This window comes from Pseudomonas sp. PA-7-1E (assembly GCF_021605325.1).
GTDB classification, from domain to species: domain Bacteria; phylum Pseudomonadota; class Gammaproteobacteria; order Pseudomonadales; family Pseudomonadaceae; genus Aquipseudomonas; species Aquipseudomonas fluorescens_BV.
In genome coordinates this window covers 71700-89961 of record NZ_WKFA01000021.1, presented here as the reverse complement: position 1 = coordinate 89961, position 18262 = coordinate 71700, and the positions used below count along the sequence as shown (strand labels likewise).

General features: G+C 56.5%; 18 protein-coding genes. 5 read left to right on the top strand and 13 right to left on the bottom strand.

Annotated elements, in window-relative coordinates:
- Positions 1 to 207: 207 nt before the first annotated feature.
- Complete coding sequence (locus tag GIW79_RS15800) at positions 208 to 1134, top strand: LysR substrate-binding domain-containing protein (protein WP_003189553.1); 927 nt, start codon at positions 208 to 210, stop codon at positions 1132 to 1134.
- Positions 1135 to 1180: 46 nt separating this feature from the next.
- On the opposite strand, the gene GIW79_RS15795 is transcribed toward GIW79_RS15800, so the two are convergent.
- The 7 genes from GIW79_RS15795 to GIW79_RS15765 all read right to left on the bottom strand — a co-directional run bounded on the left by GIW79_RS15795 (position 1181) and on the right by GIW79_RS15765 (position 7737).
- Positions 1181 to 1585, bottom strand: a complete 405-nt coding sequence (locus tag GIW79_RS15795) for a hypothetical protein (protein ID WP_054920030.1) — start codon at positions 1583 to 1585, stop codon at positions 1181 to 1183.
- Positions 1586 to 1612: 27 nt separating this feature from the next.
- Positions 1613 to 2500, bottom strand: coding sequence for a hypothetical protein (locus tag GIW79_RS15790; RefSeq protein ID WP_233098214.1), 888 nt, complete (start codon positions 2498 to 2500; stop codon positions 1613 to 1615).
- Between the two features lie 110 nt (positions 2501 to 2610).
- Positions 2611 to 3795 (bottom strand): amidohydrolase family protein, encoded by a 1185-nt coding sequence (locus GIW79_RS15785; protein WP_236454532.1) that lies wholly within the window; start codon positions 3793 to 3795, stop codon positions 2611 to 2613.
- An 18-nt stretch (positions 3796 to 3813) separates the two neighbouring features.
- Complete coding sequence (locus GIW79_RS15780) at positions 3814 to 4833, bottom strand: TauD/TfdA family dioxygenase (RefSeq protein ID WP_236454529.1); 1020 nt, start codon at positions 4831 to 4833, stop codon at positions 3814 to 3816.
- A gap of 142 nt (positions 4834 to 4975) precedes the next feature.
- Complete coding sequence (locus GIW79_RS15775) at positions 4976 to 6046, bottom strand: fatty acid desaturase family protein (RefSeq protein ID WP_072446814.1); 1071 nt, start codon at positions 6044 to 6046, stop codon at positions 4976 to 4978.
- A gap of 180 nt (positions 6047 to 6226) precedes the next feature.
- Positions 6227 to 6763 (bottom strand): hypothetical protein, encoded by a 537-nt coding sequence (locus GIW79_RS15770; protein ID WP_057975672.1) that lies wholly within the window; start codon positions 6761 to 6763, stop codon positions 6227 to 6229.
- Positions 6764 to 6777: 14 nt separating this feature from the next.
- Positions 6778 to 7737, bottom strand: a complete 960-nt coding sequence (locus tag GIW79_RS15765) for an isopenicillin N synthase family dioxygenase (RefSeq protein ID WP_034126602.1) — start codon at positions 7735 to 7737, stop codon at positions 6778 to 6780.
- Positions 7738 to 8015: 278 nt separating this feature from the next.
- Between GIW79_RS15765 and GIW79_RS15760 the strand changes: the two genes are divergently transcribed.
- Entirely contained in the window at positions 8016 to 8975 is a 960-nt protein-coding gene (locus GIW79_RS15760) for a LysR substrate-binding domain-containing protein (RefSeq protein WP_197900765.1), read from the top strand.
- A gap of 32 nt (positions 8976 to 9007) precedes the next feature.
- Here GIW79_RS15760 and GIW79_RS15755 read toward each other — a convergent pair whose 3' ends face one another.
- The 3 genes from GIW79_RS15755 to GIW79_RS15745 all read right to left on the bottom strand — a co-directional run bounded on the left by GIW79_RS15755 (position 9008) and on the right by GIW79_RS15745 (position 13073).
- A complete protein-coding gene (locus tag GIW79_RS15755) occupies positions 9008 to 9943 on the bottom strand; it encodes a LysR family transcriptional regulator (RefSeq protein WP_034126603.1) in 936 nt (311 codons plus the stop codon).
- Between the two features lie 137 nt (positions 9944 to 10080).
- Positions 10081 to 11268: a cyanate transporter gene (locus GIW79_RS15750; protein ID WP_236454526.1), complete on the bottom strand. Its 1188-nt coding sequence runs from the start codon at positions 11266 to 11268 to the stop codon at positions 10081 to 10083.
- Between the two features lie 182 nt (positions 11269 to 11450).
- Positions 11451 to 13073: a 5-guanidino-2-oxopentanoate decarboxylase gene (locus tag GIW79_RS15745; protein ID WP_236454523.1), complete on the bottom strand. Its 1623-nt coding sequence runs from the start codon at positions 13071 to 13073 to the stop codon at positions 11451 to 11453.
- A gap of 111 nt (positions 13074 to 13184) precedes the next feature.
- Between GIW79_RS15745 and GIW79_RS15740 the strand changes: the two genes are divergently transcribed.
- Positions 13185 to 14057 carry a LysR substrate-binding domain-containing protein gene (locus tag GIW79_RS15740; protein ID WP_236454520.1) on the top strand — a complete coding sequence of 291 codons (873 nt, stop codon included), beginning with the start codon at positions 13185 to 13187 and terminating at the stop codon, positions 14055 to 14057.
- A gap of 500 nt (positions 14058 to 14557) precedes the next feature.
- On the opposite strand, the gene GIW79_RS15735 is transcribed toward GIW79_RS15740, so the two are convergent.
- Together GIW79_RS15735 and GIW79_RS15730 are read right to left on the bottom strand one after the other, a co-directional pair.
- Entirely contained in the window at positions 14558 to 15172 is a 615-nt protein-coding gene (locus GIW79_RS15735) for an NAD(P)-dependent oxidoreductase (protein WP_236454517.1), read from the bottom strand.
- 34 nt (positions 15173 to 15206) lie between these two features.
- Complete coding sequence (locus GIW79_RS15730) at positions 15207 to 16073, bottom strand: MBL fold metallo-hydrolase (protein WP_236454514.1); 867 nt, start codon at positions 16071 to 16073, stop codon at positions 15207 to 15209.
- A 105-nt stretch (positions 16074 to 16178) separates the two neighbouring features.
- Here GIW79_RS15730 and GIW79_RS15725 point away from each other — a divergent pair, with 105 nt between their 5' ends.
- Together GIW79_RS15725 and GIW79_RS15720 are read left to right on the top strand one after the other, a co-directional pair.
- The gene (locus GIW79_RS15725; RefSeq protein ID WP_096143699.1) at positions 16179 to 17084 is read left to right on the top strand and encodes a LysR family transcriptional regulator; all 906 of its coding nucleotides are present in this window, start codon (positions 16179 to 16181) and stop codon (positions 17082 to 17084) included.
- 91 nt (positions 17085 to 17175) lie between these two features.
- Complete coding sequence (locus tag GIW79_RS15720) at positions 17176 to 17355, top strand: hypothetical protein (RefSeq protein ID WP_003189580.1); 180 nt, start codon at positions 17176 to 17178, stop codon at positions 17353 to 17355.
- Here GIW79_RS15720 and GIW79_RS15715 read toward each other — a convergent pair.
- Positions 17348 to 18223, bottom strand: coding sequence for a helix-turn-helix domain-containing protein (locus GIW79_RS15715; RefSeq protein ID WP_198862739.1), 876 nt, complete (start codon positions 18221 to 18223; stop codon positions 17348 to 17350). The two genes, GIW79_RS15720 and GIW79_RS15715, sit on opposite strands and share 8 nt — an antisense overlap.
- Positions 18224 to 18262 lie beyond the last annotated feature (39 nt).

Genomic DNA, 18262 nt, shown 5'->3' with positions numbered 1-18262 from the left:
GCTCGCGAAGGCGGTGTGTCAGTCAACGGAGTCGTCGGCTGATCCACCGCCTTCGCGAGCAAGCCCGCTCCCACATTTTTATGCGCAGCGGCAACCTTCAAACGCAGATTTACCGTCCCCAACCCGTTTATTGAGCAGTACGCACATAGACGCAGCCCCGCAGCCTTCCTAAACTGCCGCTTGTCTTGGGGAAAGGGGCAGGCGCCGATGAATCGCAATGAATTACGCAAGGCTGACATCAATCTGATGGTGGTCTTTGAAGCACTGATGCTCGAGCGCAATGTGACGCGGGTGGCGGAGAAGCTGTTTCTCGGCCAACCGACCATCAGTTCGGCCCTCAACCGCCTGCGTACCCTCTTCAACGACCCACTGTTTATTCGTGTCGGCCATCGCATGGAGCCTACGGCGCGCGCCGAGGAGATCATCCAGCACCTGTCGCCGGCCCTCGACTCGCTGTCTTCGGCCCTGAGCCTGACCCATGATTTCGACCCGTCCATCAGCACCATGACTTTCCGCATCGGCCTGTCCGATGACGTTGAGTTCGGCCTGCTGCCACCCTTGCTACGGGCCTTGCGTCAGGAAGCGCCGCAGGTGGTGTTCGTGGTGCAGCATGTGGATTATTGGCGCATTCCCGACCTGCTGGCTTCTGGCGATATTACCGTCGGCATCACCCAGACCCGCGGGTTGCCGGCCAATGCCAAGCGCAAGCTATTGCGGCACATCCGCCCGTGCCTGCTGCGCGCCGATGCCTCGGACACCCCGCTGACCCTTGACGAATATTGCGCACGGCCCCACGTGCTGGTGTCCCACACCGCCAATGTGGCCGGGTTTGCCGATGAGTGGCTGGCAGAGGTGGGCCGCAAACGCCATGTAGTGCTCTCGGTGCCGCAATACAGTTCGTTGCCGGCCTTGCTTGCCGGCACCGACATGATCGCCAGCCTGCCGGATTACACCGCCCAGGCTATGGCCGCCAGCGGGAATCTGTTCTGCGAGCCGTTCCCGTTCGAAACCCCGACCCTGGATTTGTCCATGGTGTGGCTCAGCCACGTTGACACAGACCCGGCGGAACGCTGGATGCGCTCGCGGCTGGAGGCATTCATGAGTGATCGCGGGTTGGTAGCGAATAAAGCCTGAGGTTTATACCCGTGCTAGGGGAAGGAGGGGGGCGCCTCAAGAACGGCTAATCCTGAACGTGCTCTTCTTGAACGGGGTTGCCAATCAGCGACGCACGCAAAATACGGATACGTTGTTCGGAGTGATAGGCGCCTGCTTCCGTAAACCTGAGGAATGCTCGCGCGCAACACTTACAGCCCCAGACGCTTGAAATATTATAAGGAAAGAAATCAAAGCAGATAGGCGCGTCTTCAGACCAGAAATGGGTACCGTTCGGGTGGTATTCCTCAAGGCTGAGTTCTTGTGCCCTATCGGTCGGGATTTCGCCTATGAAGCGCAACAGGCTGCTCGCCTCGAGTGTTTTGGGTAAGGTTTCCCACCCCTGCGACAAGCCCCGAATACAAGAGCAGGCAGTAGTCTCCAGCGAAGAGCGTTCGGCAATCTGCCTGATATTTTCTGGCGTGAGTATCATTTTTATGCAGTTCCAGGCAGTAATAGCTCAGATTCGATTCTTGCTTAAAACCAGTTTATTCAAATAGCTTTCAACTCTGGGTAAAACAAACTGCAGTATCTTCGGCATGGTGTGAATAGGCAGTTGGCAGCATGCAAAATACAACGCCATTGTGGGCGATAAGCTGACACCAAGAGCAGACCATAATAGTCCAACATTTCTATTGCCACCGTTGAGTGCCATGGTGAACTTGGCGATCAATGACCCGGGATATAAGCAGCCCATGAGGAGCTGCAGGCAGACGTTGATGCAATAGGCAATGGCGATCATCGAGATGGCCAACGACGGGGTCTCCAGAATTACCTGCTGCATGCCCGCCATCGTGCCTACTGCAAAGAGGAAAAGCGCGATGACGACAATACCGTCAATAGCCAGGCCGTGCGTGGCGACGAAGGTGTGCGAAAAACGACGTATCAAAATAGCAGCGCCTTCGGCGCCTCCTATCAACACGGCCAGTCTGATCGCCAGATCAACGGGGTTCAAGGAGAGTGAAAGGCCATCAGCGAATAGGTGGAGTATCAGCGGAGCGGTGACAGGGATAATTGCCATTGAGCAGAGCGCAGTCACCAGTGACATGGAAGGGTCAAGCCCGAGCATTCTCGCGACGGCTGCATTTCCGCTGGCGGGCGGGGCGGCAACAGCGATGGCTATCGCAAGGGAAAGTTCTTGATTGCCGGTGAGGTAAAGCGAAAGCATTCCAAAAATATAAGGGCAAGCCACCACCATCAGGGCTGGAAATATCAGGGATATTTTCAAGTTTCTGGCTGCAGTGATGACTTCAGCGTTGTTAATACGCAGGAGAGTGCCCAGAACAAATATGAAAACCATGACGGGGAGCAATGGCCTCGCCAAGTCTGCAAGATAGGGAATAGCCAATCCAATTGCGCAACCGCATGCGAGTACGGTAGGCCCTCTGCGCGTAATTTCGGGCAGAATTCTATGCATATGAGTGCTCTCGAGGCGACGTCCCTTTCGGGACGCTGCTATTAGGTACGCAGAGTTATTTCAGGTGTGACAGATGGCGGTGGCGAGTTCCTGGATTGCCTCACGACCAGGCGCCCATCGATCAGAATCGAGGTAATACTTGGAAGGTCACCACTGCTTAAACTTCCAAGTACGCTGGGTTGCGCTCCTCCCAAAGGCCCACAGGCGATCAGAATGTCGGCTTCTCTTCCGACGCCCAGAATCCCCCGATTCAACTTTCTCACCTTGGCGGTGTTACCCGTTGCGAAACAGACGGCCTTTTCCGGTGGAACGTCGCCGAAACTACTGAGCAAGGCAATTGCCCTGAGCATGCCAAGCGCGGGAACCCCACATCCGGCAGGGGAATCCGTGCCAATGACGATACGGTCCAGTTGGTTCATTTCTCGTGCGTAATTCAGGGTGGTGACCGCCGCGAACTCGTTGCCGTTATGTACGATTTCCAGGGCACCCAGACAGCCTTCACACAGGCATCTGATTTGGCTGGGTGCCAGTGCGGTATAGCCGCCATTGATGTGCCCGATGATATCGGGCGCAATTTCAAGGATCTCTTCTGCACCCATGCTCTGGGAGGTAGAAATTGAAGGACCGCCCGTGTGGGTAATGGAAGTCATGCCGTGTTTGCGAGCCATCTTGACCAATTCAGCTGCACGACTGACTGACTTGACCGGGCCTATCCCGACCTCTCCCAGTTGGTTGATGCCTTGAGCAACCATTGCGGCGAAATCCTCATCCGAAAATTCATCGTTGAGCAGTGGCGCGCCGGCTTCCATTTTTATTCCGCTAGGGCGCGCATTGGAGAAAGAGCGCTGCGCTGCGATTGCCATGGCGATAGTACCGACCCTGTCGGTCGGTAGCCCCGGAACGTGCACTTCCCCGGCAGAGATCATGGTCGTCACGCCGCCCTGCAAGGAGTGCCAGATCCAATTGTGGTTGCCAGAGCGCGGGCTGTACTCACCCAGGGTCGGGTGAGTGTGGTTGTCGATCAAACCTGGCATGACCGTGCTCTGCTTGGCGTCAATCAGCAGGTCTGCGTGTGAAAAATCCACATCTGCTGCCTGACCCACGTAGGTGATCATTCCATCAACACTGACGAGGGTATCTGCTGTAATGAGTGGAGACGCGAGATCACCCGTGAGGAAAGTGCCTATATTATGAATAATTGATGTATATGGCTTATGGTTCGACATTTAATTTATCTCTTTATATCATCGAGTAACGGGTTCGAATATCCGCGCGCCACACTTGTTGAATGAACGGAAGTTCCACAAGTTGTTCGTGATGAACAAACGCTGGATCCAACGATACGCATGCCCCTCTGGATCGAAACTGGGGGTGAACTTGTCACGCGAATGGAGCATGAAACGATTGTTGATGTACACCAACTTGCCAGGTTGAATGTCCAGCGGCCGCGCTACGCTTTTAAGCGCGTTGTAAAACCTCAACAGGGTATTTTGTGCTTCGTGATCAGCGGCAATTACCATGTCCGGGTAAAACGCAGCAGTGACTCTAGGGTGAGTCAGCGGGCCGCTCAGAATTGGGTACACATGAGTTTCTTTCGCGCCTGCGGCACTGTTCCTCCAGCGGTAGGGCTGACGAATGATGAAATGTTTGCCATGTAGGATTTCAATATCGGCCTGTTCCAGAACCTGAAGGGCTTCCCTCGCATCGGCCACCCAGGTTTTCGGGCCCACCCCGGCAGGGTCACCGCGAACGCCGAGAAGCAGAAGAGCCAGCGGCGAGGTGTCTCCACGGGAGTCATAAGCCTGAAAGGCATTTTCGGTGTGCAGGTCCAACTCCAGGTCCGAACCGTTGCCGGTATACTCGCCTACGGCCTCCGGATGCGGTACCAAGTCATTGACCAGTTTTGGCCCCTCATGCTTGATGGAGTAGGGCTCCGCTATCAAACTGCCCAGGGCAACCAGCACATTTTCAGAAAGATAACCACTTTTGAAGTTCAAGCTATTAGCGTCGCCTTGCGGGCTGCCAAATGTGTCATCAATCGGAAGGTTCTCAAATACACAATAAGAAGCATCGTCATCTTTAAGTGATTCAAGCTTTTTTAGAAGTCGCGCGGGAAACTTTTGATAAGCGGTCATGCGAATGAGGTGGATGTAGTCTCGCCCTCCCGTTGGCTCGTAACAAATGTCTATGAGCGCGTCCCGAATACTCTCTTTTTCAACAGCCGTCAGCCAGAAGCTGTTGGCGTCTGCACATGAATCGTCCACACGCACTCCTTTATAGATCTGATTGATTTGTCATGAGTTGAGTTATAAGTAAGTTACGACTTTCAAGCGCTGAGGTGGGGGTCTCCGTATCCACGACCTGACAGTGTCCATGCTTTGATAAGGCCCGACCTGAGTGGGTGACTCAACCTAAGAGCTTATCTGTGTACGCACCGGTGAAATGGTGGGTGTTAAATTGGCCATCAGCATCGTAGGGTTGTCCTTCATCGGTGCTGATGATTCTTGATAACCGCCCACGATGGTAGGCAGTCATGAAGTTGAAGAATGGCGTGCTTTCTTCTCTTGTGTCCGTTATTCCGTAAAGCCTCAACTGTTTGGTTATGGCAGCTTCCAGTTGTGGCAACATATACCAAGGGCATGTTGGAAAGCAGTGGTGGGCCGCGTGGTAACCAAAATTCAAAATAATCAGATTGAGGAAGGTAAACTTTCTTGCCACCGGTACGGAGAAGGTATTCTGGATTTCGTAGTGTTTTCCATGGGTTAGCTTTTCTCCCGCCGTATACACCTGCTGGAAAGAATGCTGGAAACAGTCGACGAATCGTACGATGTGTATCCTAAGGAAGGAGGAGGCTTGCCATACCACCACAAGTATCAGGGAGAACCGGGCAAACGTAGCGAAGGCTACAATGTAAATGCACAGGCTTCCAATACCCCTTGCAACTTCGCGCCTGCTGCCGCTGAATATCACGGAGTAAATATTGGTAAGCTTGATCACATAGTAGAAGGCGGGAAGATATATTTTTTCTGCAACAATGATTGCACTGAATAGCCTCGGATGAGCGACAGCAAAGTGACCACTATCGAACCCACCAATATCAATTTTTTCGGCATGATGGCGAACATGATCTTTTCTATAGGCTTCAAATGAAAAGAAAGAGAGGCCGTTAAGGAAAGACAGCAACTCTCCGATGACAGAATTGACTTTCTTCGACTTGAAAACAGAATTGTGCGCGCAATCGTGGCTCAGGTACCAGGACCAGATTTTGGCAAGGGCAATCAAGATAATCGCACCGAGTACCGCAACGATCTGTTGAGTATACGCCAGGAATATGCCCCCTACAGTGAAGGATGCTATTGCACTTAGTATCATCACCGATGGCAACAGTCTTCGCTCTTTAGCTATTGAAATAAGCAGGGTTTTCACGTTGGCGTCTTTGATGGCGCGCAGATAATTATCAGCATACAGTAAAGACATCTCATCACCTTCAAGAGCAAAATCACTGAAACGCTTATTGAGCTGGTTTGGGGGCTAGCATTGAACAACCGATCATGCCTGGACAGGTGTAATCACTTCCGTGCGCATGTGGAACTAACGGCGGGGTTTGAATATGTGTGCATACACAATGCCAGAGATGTATTGCAGGTGTACGGCTGGCTAGGGTTCTTTTGGTGTTGCATCTGGCACCAGTGAAGGTGGTACTAGCGAGACCGTAGCGTGCGTATCCGCGTCCACGGGTTGTTCGCTGCTACTGGATTTGTAGCCGATCAGTATCACGCCGACGATGCACAATAAAACACCGGCAATATTTAAATAAGAGAGTCCTTCTTTAAGCAGAAATACCCCGATAAAGCCGAGCGCAATATTGATAATGGCGCCGGTAACGATATTGCCCGTACTGAGGTCCCATCCACTGCGATACATCATCAAAAAGCCGATTTCCATCATCAAGATGCAAAACGCGATGCCTCCCTGAAGCCAGGTCATTTGCTTCAAGCCCGCGAGTAACGTTCCACTGCCCAAAAAAAACGGCAACATCAAGGTGGACAGGATAACGATCGCCACATAAATACTGACAATTGAAACCAAGGGGTTGATCGTAGACGGTATTTTCTTCATGAGCATGTGATAGCCCACGGTGCCCAGTATCGCTACGATCGCTGATAGATAGAATGTGTATTCTTTACCTAGCACGTTCAATACTCCTACTAGTTGGGTTCAAGTTCACGAAATGTGGTGGTTTCCAAGAACCTCTGGTCCATGTACTCACCCGCGATGATCGCTCCGTATTTCGCAGGACTGCCGTCTGCGCAACAGCTGGGCAGGCACTCCACTTTGGCGGTGTAGTCTGGGTCCATAAAGAACGCCGCCGAATGGCGTAATTTGCCGGAGGTATTTATCACTCGATGCAGCGTTGCCTTGTAACGGTCATTCGTCCAGCGAGACATTAGATCCCCGACATTGACGACAAAGGCATTTGGGATGGGTTTGACTTTGATCCAGGTGCCGTTGGCACTCTGTACCTCCAACCCCCCGGTGGCACTTTCCGAGATCATGGTTATCCAGCCGAAGTCTGTATGCTCTCCAGCACCCATCGGCGCTCCCTGCGTATATTGGGTGGAGGGATAACGCAGGACTCTCAATTGGGCCATCGGCTTCTTGAATTTATCATCGAAGTAATCGATCGGCATATTGAGAGCAAGGGCAAACACGTTTAGCAGTTTTTTTCCGAACGCAAGCATTTGCGAGTGATATTCCCTCATCGCAAGCTTGAAGTCGGGTAATTCCTCTGGCCATACATTGGGGCCGTAAAAAGGTAATTTGGCTTTTACGAACTCGTCGTCAAGCGACAAGTCCGCGGCCATGTCAAAACCCTCTTTGACATCGCCCAATATGCCATCCGACTTATCAGCGCCTTCGCTAAAGTAGCCACGCATATAGGGGGATTTATGAATTTCGATTTTTTCCTTGGCCTGAACAGGCAGGTCAAAAAACGATTCTATTTGAGAGAAGACAGTTGAAATAAGCGTGTTATCTACACCGTGATTGACGACGGTGAAAAATCCGACCTCCCTGCACGCGTTGTCGATCTCCTTTACTAGACGTGGTGATATCTCTGCTCCCTGCGTCAAACTACCGACGTCAATGATAGGTATGTTCTTTTCCATGAATGCACCATGTGCTCTAAAAAAGGCGCAACGAGACCTACTCCATGAACGCTGAAGTGCACTCAGGGATAGACCGTATATAGGCCAGTGTCATTTAGTTAGACTAAAGAATTTCGTCAATCCGCAAGCGCAGTCAGTATGGACTCGACATTCTCGATCGACGCGCCTCCTGTTACCGGCTAGGTGGCGTAGCCTAGAATTCACTTCTATGAAAGCGAAGGCAAATCAGATAAAGTAAGCCTGGCTTAGTTTTTTTACCATGGAAGGGGGATTGATTAATGTTCGCAAAATTGCCGTTGACAGCCATTCGTGCATTTGAATCTGCCGCAAGACTCGGTGGGTTTAAAGCAGCCTCCGCAGAGTTGTTTGTTACCCCAGCGGCAGTATCACAACAAATAAAAGCACTTGAAAACTTACTGGGTAGTATGCTTTTTGTGCGCACTCCCCACGGTGTTCAACTCACAGCGAACGGTGAGAGGCTATATTCAAAGGTGCATCTTTCGTTTCTGGATATAAGCGGTAGTATGTCTTCGCTCAAGCCACCCGCCGACTCCAACACACTCCGAGTTTCTACCACGCCGGCATTTGCGTCTTTATGGTTGATCCCTCGGCTGGCGAAATTTTATAGCGAACATCCAGACGTTCATGTCAGTGTTGAAACCAGTAATGAAGTGGTGGATTTGTTTCGTGACTCATCTGTTGATTTAGCGATTCGTTGTGGGTTTCGCGATTTTCCAGACTTGTACAGCCACGCGCTTATGCGCGAACAGTTTGGTGTTTTCTCTCATGCCCACTGGAGGCAAGAGGAAGTTAAAACTTCGTTGAAACTTATAAATATACGTTGGGCGACGTCATCGCCCGCTTCAATTAGTTGGGCGTCCTGGTGCGCGGCTGCGAATCATGAAAGTTGGCTATCAAACGCGGTCTATCGTGAATACAACGATGAGCATTTTGCGCTCCAGGCCGCTATTGCCGGGCATGGCTTGACGCTAGCGAGCACGGTCTTGGCGGCAGACTATGTTGCGAATGGATTGCTGATTCCTTACAGACCCGACATCAAGATTCCGGGCGCGCAGTTTTCAGCTGTATGCGTGCCGGGGCGTGAGCGTTCAGGTGCCGTAAAGCAGTTTCTGGCGTGGATGGTCAAAGTAATAGCAGACTGCCATATCGATTGCCCTGTCGCTCGGGATGTCGCGTCACAGGCTGTCACTAAGCGCCGAACGTCACTGGCTATCTGATTAGGGTGTGGAGAGCTTGATCAGGCGCGTTCCTATAACAAACCCTGATCCGCACACACCTTCACCACTTGTTCCCGAAACCAGGTATTGGCGCTGTCCTGCCCACTGGTTTCGTTCCACTGCATATCCAGGGTGAACCCCGGCAAACCGTTAGGTGCTTCGCAAACACCGAATGCCGGCGCCGGTGCCAGTAACTTTTGCACGCGGCGGGGCAAGGTGACGATGAAGTCGGTGCCGGCAATCATCTTCAATGCCGCGCTGTAGCTGTTGGCCCGTGCAATCACCTGACGCTTGCGGGCCTGGCGCGCAAGCCAGCCATCGATCATGTTGGTGTCGGAGGTCCACGGCGTAGGGAATACGTGGCGCCGCTCAACGAAAGATTGCAGGCTGAACGCCTGTTCTCTCGGCGCTGAGCGTTGGTCGCACACGCAGACCAAGTCGTCCTCCAACAGCATCTGGGTCTTGAAGTCTTTGTGAGCGCGGTGAAAGTGCGGGCCGAAGCAGATCACCAGGTCCAGGCGACCTTCACGCAGGTCGTCGGCGGGGATGTCGGTCTCCAGCTTCTGCACATTGACGATTACCGGCAGGTCGGCATGGTCGAAGCGTTTCAGCAGGCGCGGCAGGATCAACTGTTCGAAATATTCCGGCGCGCACACATTGAAGGTCACGGCCTGTTGGGTCGGATCAAAAGCCTGGCCACCGGCATGGCACAGGTTGATGCTTTCCAGAATCTTGTGCACGTGCTCGTACATGGTGGTGGCCTTGTACGTAGGACGCATGCCTGCGCGGGTGTTGATAAACAGCTCATCTTCAAAGCTGGTGCGCAGCTTCTTCAGGCTATAGCTCACGGTGGACTGGCTGACGAACAGCGTTTCAGACACCTCGGTAACGCTGCTCTGGTCGTAGACGGCGATAAACACCATCAAATCCTGCATATCGAGCTTTCTGAGCAAGTTACTGTTTAGCATCGGTTTCGTCCGTAAACCCTTTGTACCGAACTCAGTACAAGACTGAGCAAAATGTTAACGGAACGCTCGTACCAATAGAAAGCTCTGTAGGGCCCTTCAATGTTTTGTGTGGGACAAAAAATGTTTGTAATACGACGTCAGCGGATATGGCGTGCGTAATGCGCCTGGTTGAAACGCATAACGATCAGCAGCATCAGCCCGCTCACTGCCATCAATGACCACCAGGCCCATTCGAAGCTGCCCAATTGGTCGCGGATCATGCCGGCAATGAGCGGCGACAGGCCGGCGATCAGATAACCGATGCCCTGCACAAACGCGGTAAGGCCACCGGCGCGGCGCGGGTTGTCGAGGTGGTCCAGGGACAGGATCAGGCTCATCGGAAACAGGCCGCCAATCCCCAGGCCGAGCAGGCATGGCCACAACAGGCTCCAGTGTTGCGGGCTGAGAATGAGCCCGCAGAAACCCAGGATGATCAGCACCAGCAACACCGCCACCACGCCACGCTTATCCTGGCGGCGGTTGGCGATGGCCGGGGTGACCAGGCCGGAGATCACTTCCATGGCGGTCAAGAAGCCCAGCAGCAAGCCGGCATTCTGTTCACTCCAACCCTGCTCGACGTAGTAGGGCGCCAGCCACGCCAGCACACAGGTGTAGGACGCGGTGCCGAGGCCAAAAAAGATCGCCAGCAACCAGGCGCGGCGATTGCTGAAAAAAGCCTCCTGAGGGCCCGAGCCGGCTTGAGGCAACGGCGGCAGTGCCGCACGCTGGGCATACCAGAACACCAGGGCCAGCAACGCCAGCAGTGCCCAGATAGCCAGGCCGATACGCCAACTGCCGGTCCGGGCTTGCACCAACGGCGAGAACGAAGCAGCCAGGGCCGCGCCGCCCATGATCGCGGTGACATACAGGCCCATGAATAACGAGACATTGGCGCTGAACCGCGACTTGATCAGCGCCGGCATCAATGCCTGAATCAGCGCAATGCCGACTCCCGCCGCGATGGCACTCACGATGAGTTCCAGTGCCGAATCCAGGAACAACCGCGACAAGGTCGCCAGCCCAATCACCAGCAGCGACAGCACAATGCTGCGATGCTCGCCCACGCGCTTGGCCAGGCCCATGCCAAAGAACATCGCCAGGCCCATGGCCATGACCGGCAACATGGTCAGTAAGGCGGCGCTGCTGAAACTTAGCGGCACATCCGCACGAATCGACGCCAGCAAGGGCCCCACGGCCGCCATCGAGGGGCGCAAGTTGAGAGCGACGAGCACTACGCTGATCATCAGCCATAGTGCGGAGGTGGATTTTGCCTGAACGTTTTCCATGGGCCTGCCTTGAATGAACAAGGGCGAATCAGGCCATGGAGCGTGCAGCGGGGCAAATCAGAAAGTCGCAGGGGCTATTGAAAAAATGCAGATGCCGAGGGGTGAGGTAAGCGCGCATTGGGCGCTGGCTGGCAGGGCGTCACGGGAGCAAGCTCCCTCGCCACAGGTCCAGCGTTGCGGGATTACAGATTCGTCAACTCCCACCGCCCTTGGTCGATTTCAAGCAGCGTCGGCCCCTGGCGATCAGCAGCAGCATGCAATGCGGTGCGAAGATGTTCGATGCCGCGGATGCTTTCTGCCGCGCAACCCAGGGCCGTGGCCACGCCGATAAAGTCCGGCGTGTAGATGCCCACACCCACCGGCTCGATGTCACGGTTGACCATGTACTTCTTGATCTCTTCATAACCCTGGTTATTCCACAACAGCACAATCACAGGAGTACGGGCCTCCACCGCGCTGGCCAGTTCCGGCAAGGTGAATTGCAAACCGCCGTCGCCGATCAGGCACACCACCGGTTGGCCATCGCCGCGCCCGAGCCAGGCACCCATGGCGGCGGGCAGGGCATAACCCAGGGTGCCGTAACCGGTGGAGGAATTGAACCAGCGGCGTGGGTGGTCGAGGTTAAGGGTCAGGTTGCCGCTGTACACCGGTTGAGTGGAGTCGCCCACGAACACCACGCCGGGCAATTCCTCCAGAACGGCGTTGAGAAACCGGGTTTGCGCACGCGTCGAAGCGTCCCAGGCAGGTTCCAGCTCGGCCCACAAACGGGCGACGCGTGCTGCACCCCAGTCGGCAGTGCGCGGCGCCAGCGGCTGGCGGTTGATTTCGGTAAGCAGGGCTTGGGCGGCAATGCGCGCATCGGCCACCAGTGCCACTTGGGGCGGGTAGTTGCGTACGGTCTGGTCCGGGTCGATATCGATGCGCAGCAGCGTTCCGGGAATGTTGAAACCGCCGGCGAAGGTGACGTCGTAGTCGGTCTCCGCCAACTCGGTGCCGATCGCCAATACCACGTCAGCTTCAGCCACCAAGGCACGGGTGGCGGGCAGTGTCTGCGTGGAGCCGATCAGCAGCGGGTGCGCGGCGGGCAACATACCCTTGGCGTTAATGGTCAAGGCCACGGGCGCGCCGAGGGCGTCTGCGAGGTGGGTCAGTTCGGTGGCGGCGTCAATGGCGCCGCCACCGACCAGGATCAGCGGGCGCTTGGCCGCAGCCAGCCACTGGCGCATCTGCTCAATGGCAGCCGGGGCTGCGCCGGCACGGGTGACGCTGACAGGCGTGCTGCCCAGCAACGCGTCGGCATTTTCCACCAACACATCCAGGGGGATCTCTATATGCACCGGGCGCGGCCGACCAGCCTGGAACAACGCAAACGCCCGCGCCAGCACGCCCGGCAGTTCCGCCGCCGACATCAAGGTGTGGGAGAACGCCGCCACCCCGGCCACCAGTGCGCTCTGGTTCGGCAGTTCATGCAACTTGCCGCGCCCGCCGCCCAACTGGCTGCGTGCCTGCACGCTGGAAATCACCAGCATCGGGATCGAGTCGGCATAGGCCTGGCCCATGGCGGTGGTGATATTGGTCATGCCGGGGCCGGTGATGATAAAGCACACGCCGGGCTTGCCAGAGGTGCGCGCATAACCGTCGGCCATGAAGCCGGCGCCCTGTTCGTGGCGCGGGGTGACATGTCGGATACTGGAACGCGCCAGGCCCCGGTACAGCTCCACGGTGTGTACGCCGGGAATGCCGAACACGTGGTCCACGCCGTAGCGTTCCAGGAGGTGCACCAATACTTCGCCGCAGGTCGCCATACAGGTCGCTCTTGTGATGGATTCGAAGCGCTATTGGAGCGGTTGGCCGGTGGCGGCAACAATCGATAAAAAGTCATACTCGCCATGTCCTCCCGTCATGGCTGCGCCCCGATGAAACGCCTCCCTCCGTTACCTGCGTTGCACACCTTCTGGGTCACGGCCCAGTGCTGCAACTTCACCCGTGCCGCCGAACACCTGCACATCACCCAGGGCGCGGTGAGCCGGCAGGTGGCCGGGTTGGAAAGCCAGTTGGGCTATGCCTTGTTTCAGCGCCAGGCGCGGGGCTTGAGCCTGACGGAGGAGGGGCGCGAATGGCTGGCGTGCGCGCAACAGGTGTTTGGCTTGCTCGCTGACGCGGTGGAGCACATCGGTGACCGGCGCCGCACCTTGCAGCTCAAAGCGTCCACCTGCGTGATGCGCTGGTTGTTGCCGCGCTTGCTGCAATGGCAAAAAGAACGCCCGGATGTGCCGGTGGAGCTCACCACGACGGTGGCCTATAACGTCGACTTTCGTCGTGAGACGTTTGACGCGGCGGTGATCTATGGGCCCATCGCCGAGCAGTCCGCCGAGGCGCGGCACTTATTCGACGAGCGCCTAACGCCGGTCTGCGTGCCTGGGTTGCTGGGCAGTTTGCGTACGCCGCAGGATTTGCAGCATCAGGTACTGTTGCACCCGACCCGAGACGAGCGCGATTGGACGTTGTGGCTCAAGGCTGCCAATGCCTGCTTGAGCGATCCCATCCAACGGCACCACTTCGAAACCTTGGACTTGGCAATGACCGTAGCGTCCCAGGGCACCGGGGTGGCGATGGGCGACAGTGCGCTGATTGGCGAGGATCTGAAGGCGGGGCGGTTGGCGATGCCGTTTGAACTGCGGGTGTCGACGGGGATGGGGTATTTCCTGGTGTATCCGCCTGGCAAGGAACCGTCGGTTGGGTTGGTCGAGCTGATGGATTGGTTGGTCAGTGAAGCCAGTGTGGGATGACAGCCAACGCCAATCTACCTGACTCGCCGCGATCCAAATGTGGGAGCTGGCTTGCCTGCGATGACGGCCTCCCAGGCGACACATATCTACCTGACACCCCCGCAATCCAACTGTGAGCGGGCTTGCTCGCGAAGGCGGCCTGGCAGGCGACACAGTTGGATTGTGTACATATCCATTCCTGCGGTAACGGCCACCTAGGGTTCCGCTTTTACAGCGGGTCACTTTTGGAAAAGAGCCCCAAAAGTAACCAAAAGGGCTCTTGCCCCACCACTCGGCACCTCGCCTAGGCTCGGTGTGCCCGTAATCCGCCAGTGATTTGGGGGGCCGCCGCCACGCGCCATCCATGGCGCGGGGCGGCTAAACCGGCATCCCTGCCGGTTTACCCCCCAAATCCCTGTCGAATTCCGGCCAGCGTGGTTTAACGGGGCGCTTAAGATCAAGATCAAAAGCAGATCAAGAGCTACTCGCTTCGCATCGTGTTTAGCGTTGACGGCGTTGGGTCAGTAACCGACCGTAAAGCGCTGGCGCGAGTGCTTCGGTGTCTCCACTTCATCCAGCATGGCGATGGCGAAGTCGGCAAAACTGATCGAACTGTTGCCGTCACTGTTCACCAGCAGCTCATCCGTGCCCAGGCGGAATTTGCCCGTGCGCTCGGTGCCGTCGAACAGGGCCGATGGCGACAGGAAGGTCCAATCCAGCTCCTTTTCCTGACGCAACGTTTCCAGGAAGTCAGCCCCGGCACTGGCTTCAGCTTTATATTCAGCCGGGAACCCTTCGCTGTCGATCACGCGCCCGCCACCGGGCAACAACAGCGAACCTGCGCCGCCGACCACCAACAAACGTTTCACCCCGGCCTTTTTCACCGGGCCGATCACGGCGCTGGCGGGAAGGGTGGCGAAGTGCGCCGCGCTGATCACCACGTCGCTACCGCTGATGGCGTGTTGCAAGGCCTCGGCATCCAGGGCATCAACCGGTTTGACCGTAACGCCTGGGCGCACAGCCAGCTTGTCGGTATTGCGGGCGATGGCGGTGACGGTATGCCCGCGACGCAGCGCTTCTTCCAGCAGTTGGCTACCGGCGCGGCCGGTGGCACCAATGATTGCAATCTTGCTCATGATGTTCTCCAACAGGGTTAAGGTTTAAAGCCAGTTACCACTTCATTTCGCCCTTGGCGACTTTGGCGCTCAGTTCCAGCGAGCTTTCGTCGGCGAGGGTGGGGTAGCGTTTTTTCATGGCCGCAATCAGGCCGGCGGAGTCCTTGGCCTTGGCGGTTTCGAGGTCGAAGGCCTTGATGTAATCGGCGGTGAAGTTGACCGAGGCCAGCGATGGCGTGCCCAGGTAATGGCCTGGCACCACGGTGTTCGGTTTCAGGTCTTCAATGCGCTTGAGGGTGGCCAACCAGTCTTTATGGGATTGCGCGCTCTGGGTATCAGCCATCCAGACGTGGATGTTTTCAGCGATAACCACACCACCAACCACGGCCTTGATCGACGGGATCCACACAAAGCTGCGATCTGGCTGCGGGCCGTCGAGGCCCACCACTTCAAGCTGCTGTCCTTCCAGGGTCAGGCTGTGGCCTTTAAGTACCTGCGGTACAAGGGTCTTGGCCGGTTTGTCTGCGCCCATTTTCGGGCCCCAGAAGGCCAGCTTGTCGGCGACAGTGGCGTTGATATGGTCGACCACCGGCTGCGGCGCCAGCACCTTGGCGTCGGGGAAAGCGGCGGTGAGGGTGTCCAGGCCGAAGTAGTAGTCCGGGTCGCCATGGCTGATGTAGATGGTGGTCAGGCGTTTGCCGCTGGCGCGGATCTTCTGCACCAGTTGCTCGGCTTGGCCTTTGCCGAATTGCGCATCCACCAGGATCGCGTCTTTCTCGCCGCTCACCAGCACCGAGCTGACCGGGAAGATCGCGGCTTCGCCTGGGTTGTACACGTCCAGTTTCAGCTCTGCCGCCGCTGCGTGGGCAGCGAATGCCAGGGCGGCAGTAGCCAGGGTCAAGCGTTTGAAGGTCGAGAACATCGGGCAGCTCCTGCCATAGATAAGGGATGCACAGAGCTTAGTTGCATAAAACGCGACAAAAAATGCGATGCTGGGACATAGTTTGTTTCTAAAAGCGGGCAAATCATGGATCGTCTTCAAGCAATGCGCGTGTTTGTCACCGTGGTGGACCTGGGCAGCCAATCCGCCGCCGCCGACCACCTTGACCTGTCGCGCCCGGTGGTCTCGCGTTACCTGGCGGAGCTGGAAGACTGGGTGGGTGCACGCCTGCTGCACCGCACCACGCGCAAGCTCAGCCTCACTGCCGCCGGGGGGGAAACACTACCGCGTTGCCGGCAATTGTTGGACTTGTGTGGGGATATGCAGGCCGCCGTCAGCGAACCCGATGATGCACCCCGAGGTCTGTTGCGCCTGAGCGTCAGCACCTCGTTCGGCCAAGCGCAGCTGGGCGCGGCGATTGCCGAATACGTCAAGCTTTACCCCCTGGTGACGGTGGATTTGCAGATGCTTGATCGCACGGTGAACCTGGTGGACGAGCGCATCGACCTGGCGATCCGCACCAGCAATGATCTGGACCCTAACCTGATCGCCCGGCGCCTGACCGTATGTCGCTCGGTGGTGTGCGCCACACCGGCTTATCTGCGCGAGCATCCGGCGCCGCAGAAAGTCGAAGACCTGGCCCGGCACAATTGCCTGACTCACTCCTACTTCGGCAAGAGCCTGTGGCATTTCGAAGAAAACGGAGAGCACGTGTCGGTGCCGGTCCACGGCAATATCACGGCCAACGAGGCCAGCACGTTGATGCGCGTGACGCTGGCCGGGGCAGGGGTGGCGATGCTGCCCAGTTATCAGGCCGGCGAGCTGATTCGCAGTGGGGAGTTGGTGCGCTTGCTGCCGCACGCCGAGCCACGACAAATGAACATCTATGCGGTGTACGCCTCACGCAAACATATGCCTTCGGCGTTGCGTAGCCTCCTGGATTTCCTGGTGCTGCGCTTTCCTGAAGAGCCGGTTTGGGATGTCGGGCTATGAGCTGAAATAAGCGCGCTGAATGACATCGCATCAGGGCAAGTTGACCTATGCTTTAAACAGCACCCTGTAGATCCGTTCAGAGGTCTGTGCCATGAGCATTAAAACCAGAAAGTACCTGACAATTTTCACCCTCTGCGCATTGGCGACAGCGCTGTATGGGACTGCCGCCTACCGCGTCGAGCAAACGCGCATGCAGCCAGCGGCGTTCGCTATCAGCTGCCATCAGGACCAATGCGTTCCCCGCACCGGCAGTTTCAGTGCGCTCAGGTAGGTTGCTCTGCCTTCAGTTGTTCACGAAACGCCTTGGGTGAAAACCCGACCCTGCGGCGAAACAGCCGTGAGAAGTTGGTCGGGTCGGAAAAACCCAGCACCTCGGACATTTCATTGATGGTCATGCTGGTGTAGGTCAGCAGGCGCTTGGCTTCCAGCAATTGGCGGTCATGCATGATCTGCAACGCCGGTTGTCCACCCAATTCCCGACACGTCCCGTTCAAGTGTGAGACCGAGATGCCCAGCTTGTGGGCCAGGTCTTCAATCTTCGGGTGTTCGCGGTAATGCTGTTCGACCAGTTGCGTAAACCGCCGAAAGTACTCACGACCCCGCGGCGCGCGTGGATGGCGGCGCTGGATCGCCTGGCGGCTGACCCATACCAACAACACGCTGACCAGGGCGTGCAGCATCATGTCCCGTGCCGGTTGGTCATCGGCGTATTCGTCCTGCAAGCGTACGAACAGGCTGTTCAAGTAATCGCTGTCCTTGCCCGCCGGGTAGCTGCCGAGTGTGTGCAGGCCATCGACGGTAGAGTCCAGTTGCGCCTGCAAGTGGCTGACCAGCGGCGCCGAAAGCGTTACCACAAACCCTTCCACATCCTCGGAAAAACGAAAGCCATGCACGCACAGCGGTGGCAGCACTTGCAGGCTCGACTCGTTAAGCGTGGTGCGCTGGCCCTCGATTTCCAGTTGTGCCTGGCCTTTGTGCACATACAGCAACTGGCACAGGTCCGCGTGCCGGTGGGGCTGGATTTCCCACTGGTATTCCCGACTGCGCCGGGAAATGGTTTCGCAGTGCAACAAATCGGGAGTCGGCCACTGCTGGCTTTCCCCGTAAAGCTTGAAGACCGGAATCGCGGTTTTGGTCATGGTTTAAATCCGATACTCAGGATAATGGTTCGGTAATCG

What these genes read in the sequence shown, in the direction of transcription:
- GIW79_RS15800 (WP_003189553.1), top strand. Translation starts at nt 208, where the DNA reads ATGAATCGCAATGAATTACGCAAGGCTGACATCAATCTGATGGTGGTC.
- GIW79_RS15795 (WP_054920030.1), bottom strand. Translation starts at nt 1,585, where the DNA reads ATGATACTCACGCCAGAAAATATCAGGCAGATTGCCGAACGCTCTTCG.
- GIW79_RS15785 (WP_236454532.1), bottom strand. Translation starts at nt 3,795, where the DNA reads ATGTCGAACCATAAGCCATATACATCAATTATTCATAATATAGGCACT.
- GIW79_RS15775 (WP_072446814.1), bottom strand. Translation starts at nt 6,046, where the DNA reads ATGTCTTTACTGTATGCTGATAATTATCTGCGCGCCATCAAAGACGCC.
- GIW79_RS15765 (WP_034126602.1), bottom strand. Translation starts at nt 7,737, where the DNA reads ATGGAAAAGAACATACCTATCATTGACGTCGGTAGTTTGACGCAGGGA.
- GIW79_RS15760 (WP_197900765.1), top strand. Translation starts at nt 8,016, where the DNA reads ATGTTCGCAAAATTGCCGTTGACAGCCATTCGTGCATTTGAATCTGCC.
- GIW79_RS15755 (WP_034126603.1), bottom strand. Translation starts at nt 9,943, where the DNA reads ATGCTAAACAGTAACTTGCTCAGAAAGCTCGATATGCAGGATTTGATG.
- GIW79_RS15750 (WP_236454526.1), bottom strand. Translation starts at nt 11,268, where the DNA reads ATGGAAAACGTTCAGGCAAAATCCACCTCCGCACTATGGCTGATGATC.
- GIW79_RS15745 (WP_236454523.1), bottom strand. Translation starts at nt 13,073, where the DNA reads ATGGCGACCTGCGGCGAAGTATTGGTGCACCTCCTGGAACGCTACGGC.
- GIW79_RS15740 (WP_236454520.1), top strand. Translation starts at nt 13,185, where the DNA reads ATGAAACGCCTCCCTCCGTTACCTGCGTTGCACACCTTCTGGGTCACG.
- GIW79_RS15735 (WP_236454517.1), bottom strand. Translation starts at nt 15,172, where the DNA reads ATGAGCAAGATTGCAATCATTGGTGCCACCGGCCGCGCCGGTAGCCAA.
- GIW79_RS15730 (WP_236454514.1), bottom strand. Translation starts at nt 16,073, where the DNA reads ATGTTCTCGACCTTCAAACGCTTGACCCTGGCTACTGCCGCCCTGGCA.
- GIW79_RS15725 (WP_096143699.1), top strand. Translation starts at nt 16,179, where the DNA reads ATGGATCGTCTTCAAGCAATGCGCGTGTTTGTCACCGTGGTGGACCTG.
- GIW79_RS15720 (WP_003189580.1), top strand. Translation starts at nt 17,176, where the DNA reads ATGAGCATTAAAACCAGAAAGTACCTGACAATTTTCACCCTCTGCGCA.
- GIW79_RS15715 (WP_198862739.1), bottom strand. Translation starts at nt 18,223, where the DNA reads ATGACCAAAACCGCGATTCCGGTCTTCAAGCTTTACGGGGAAAGCCAG.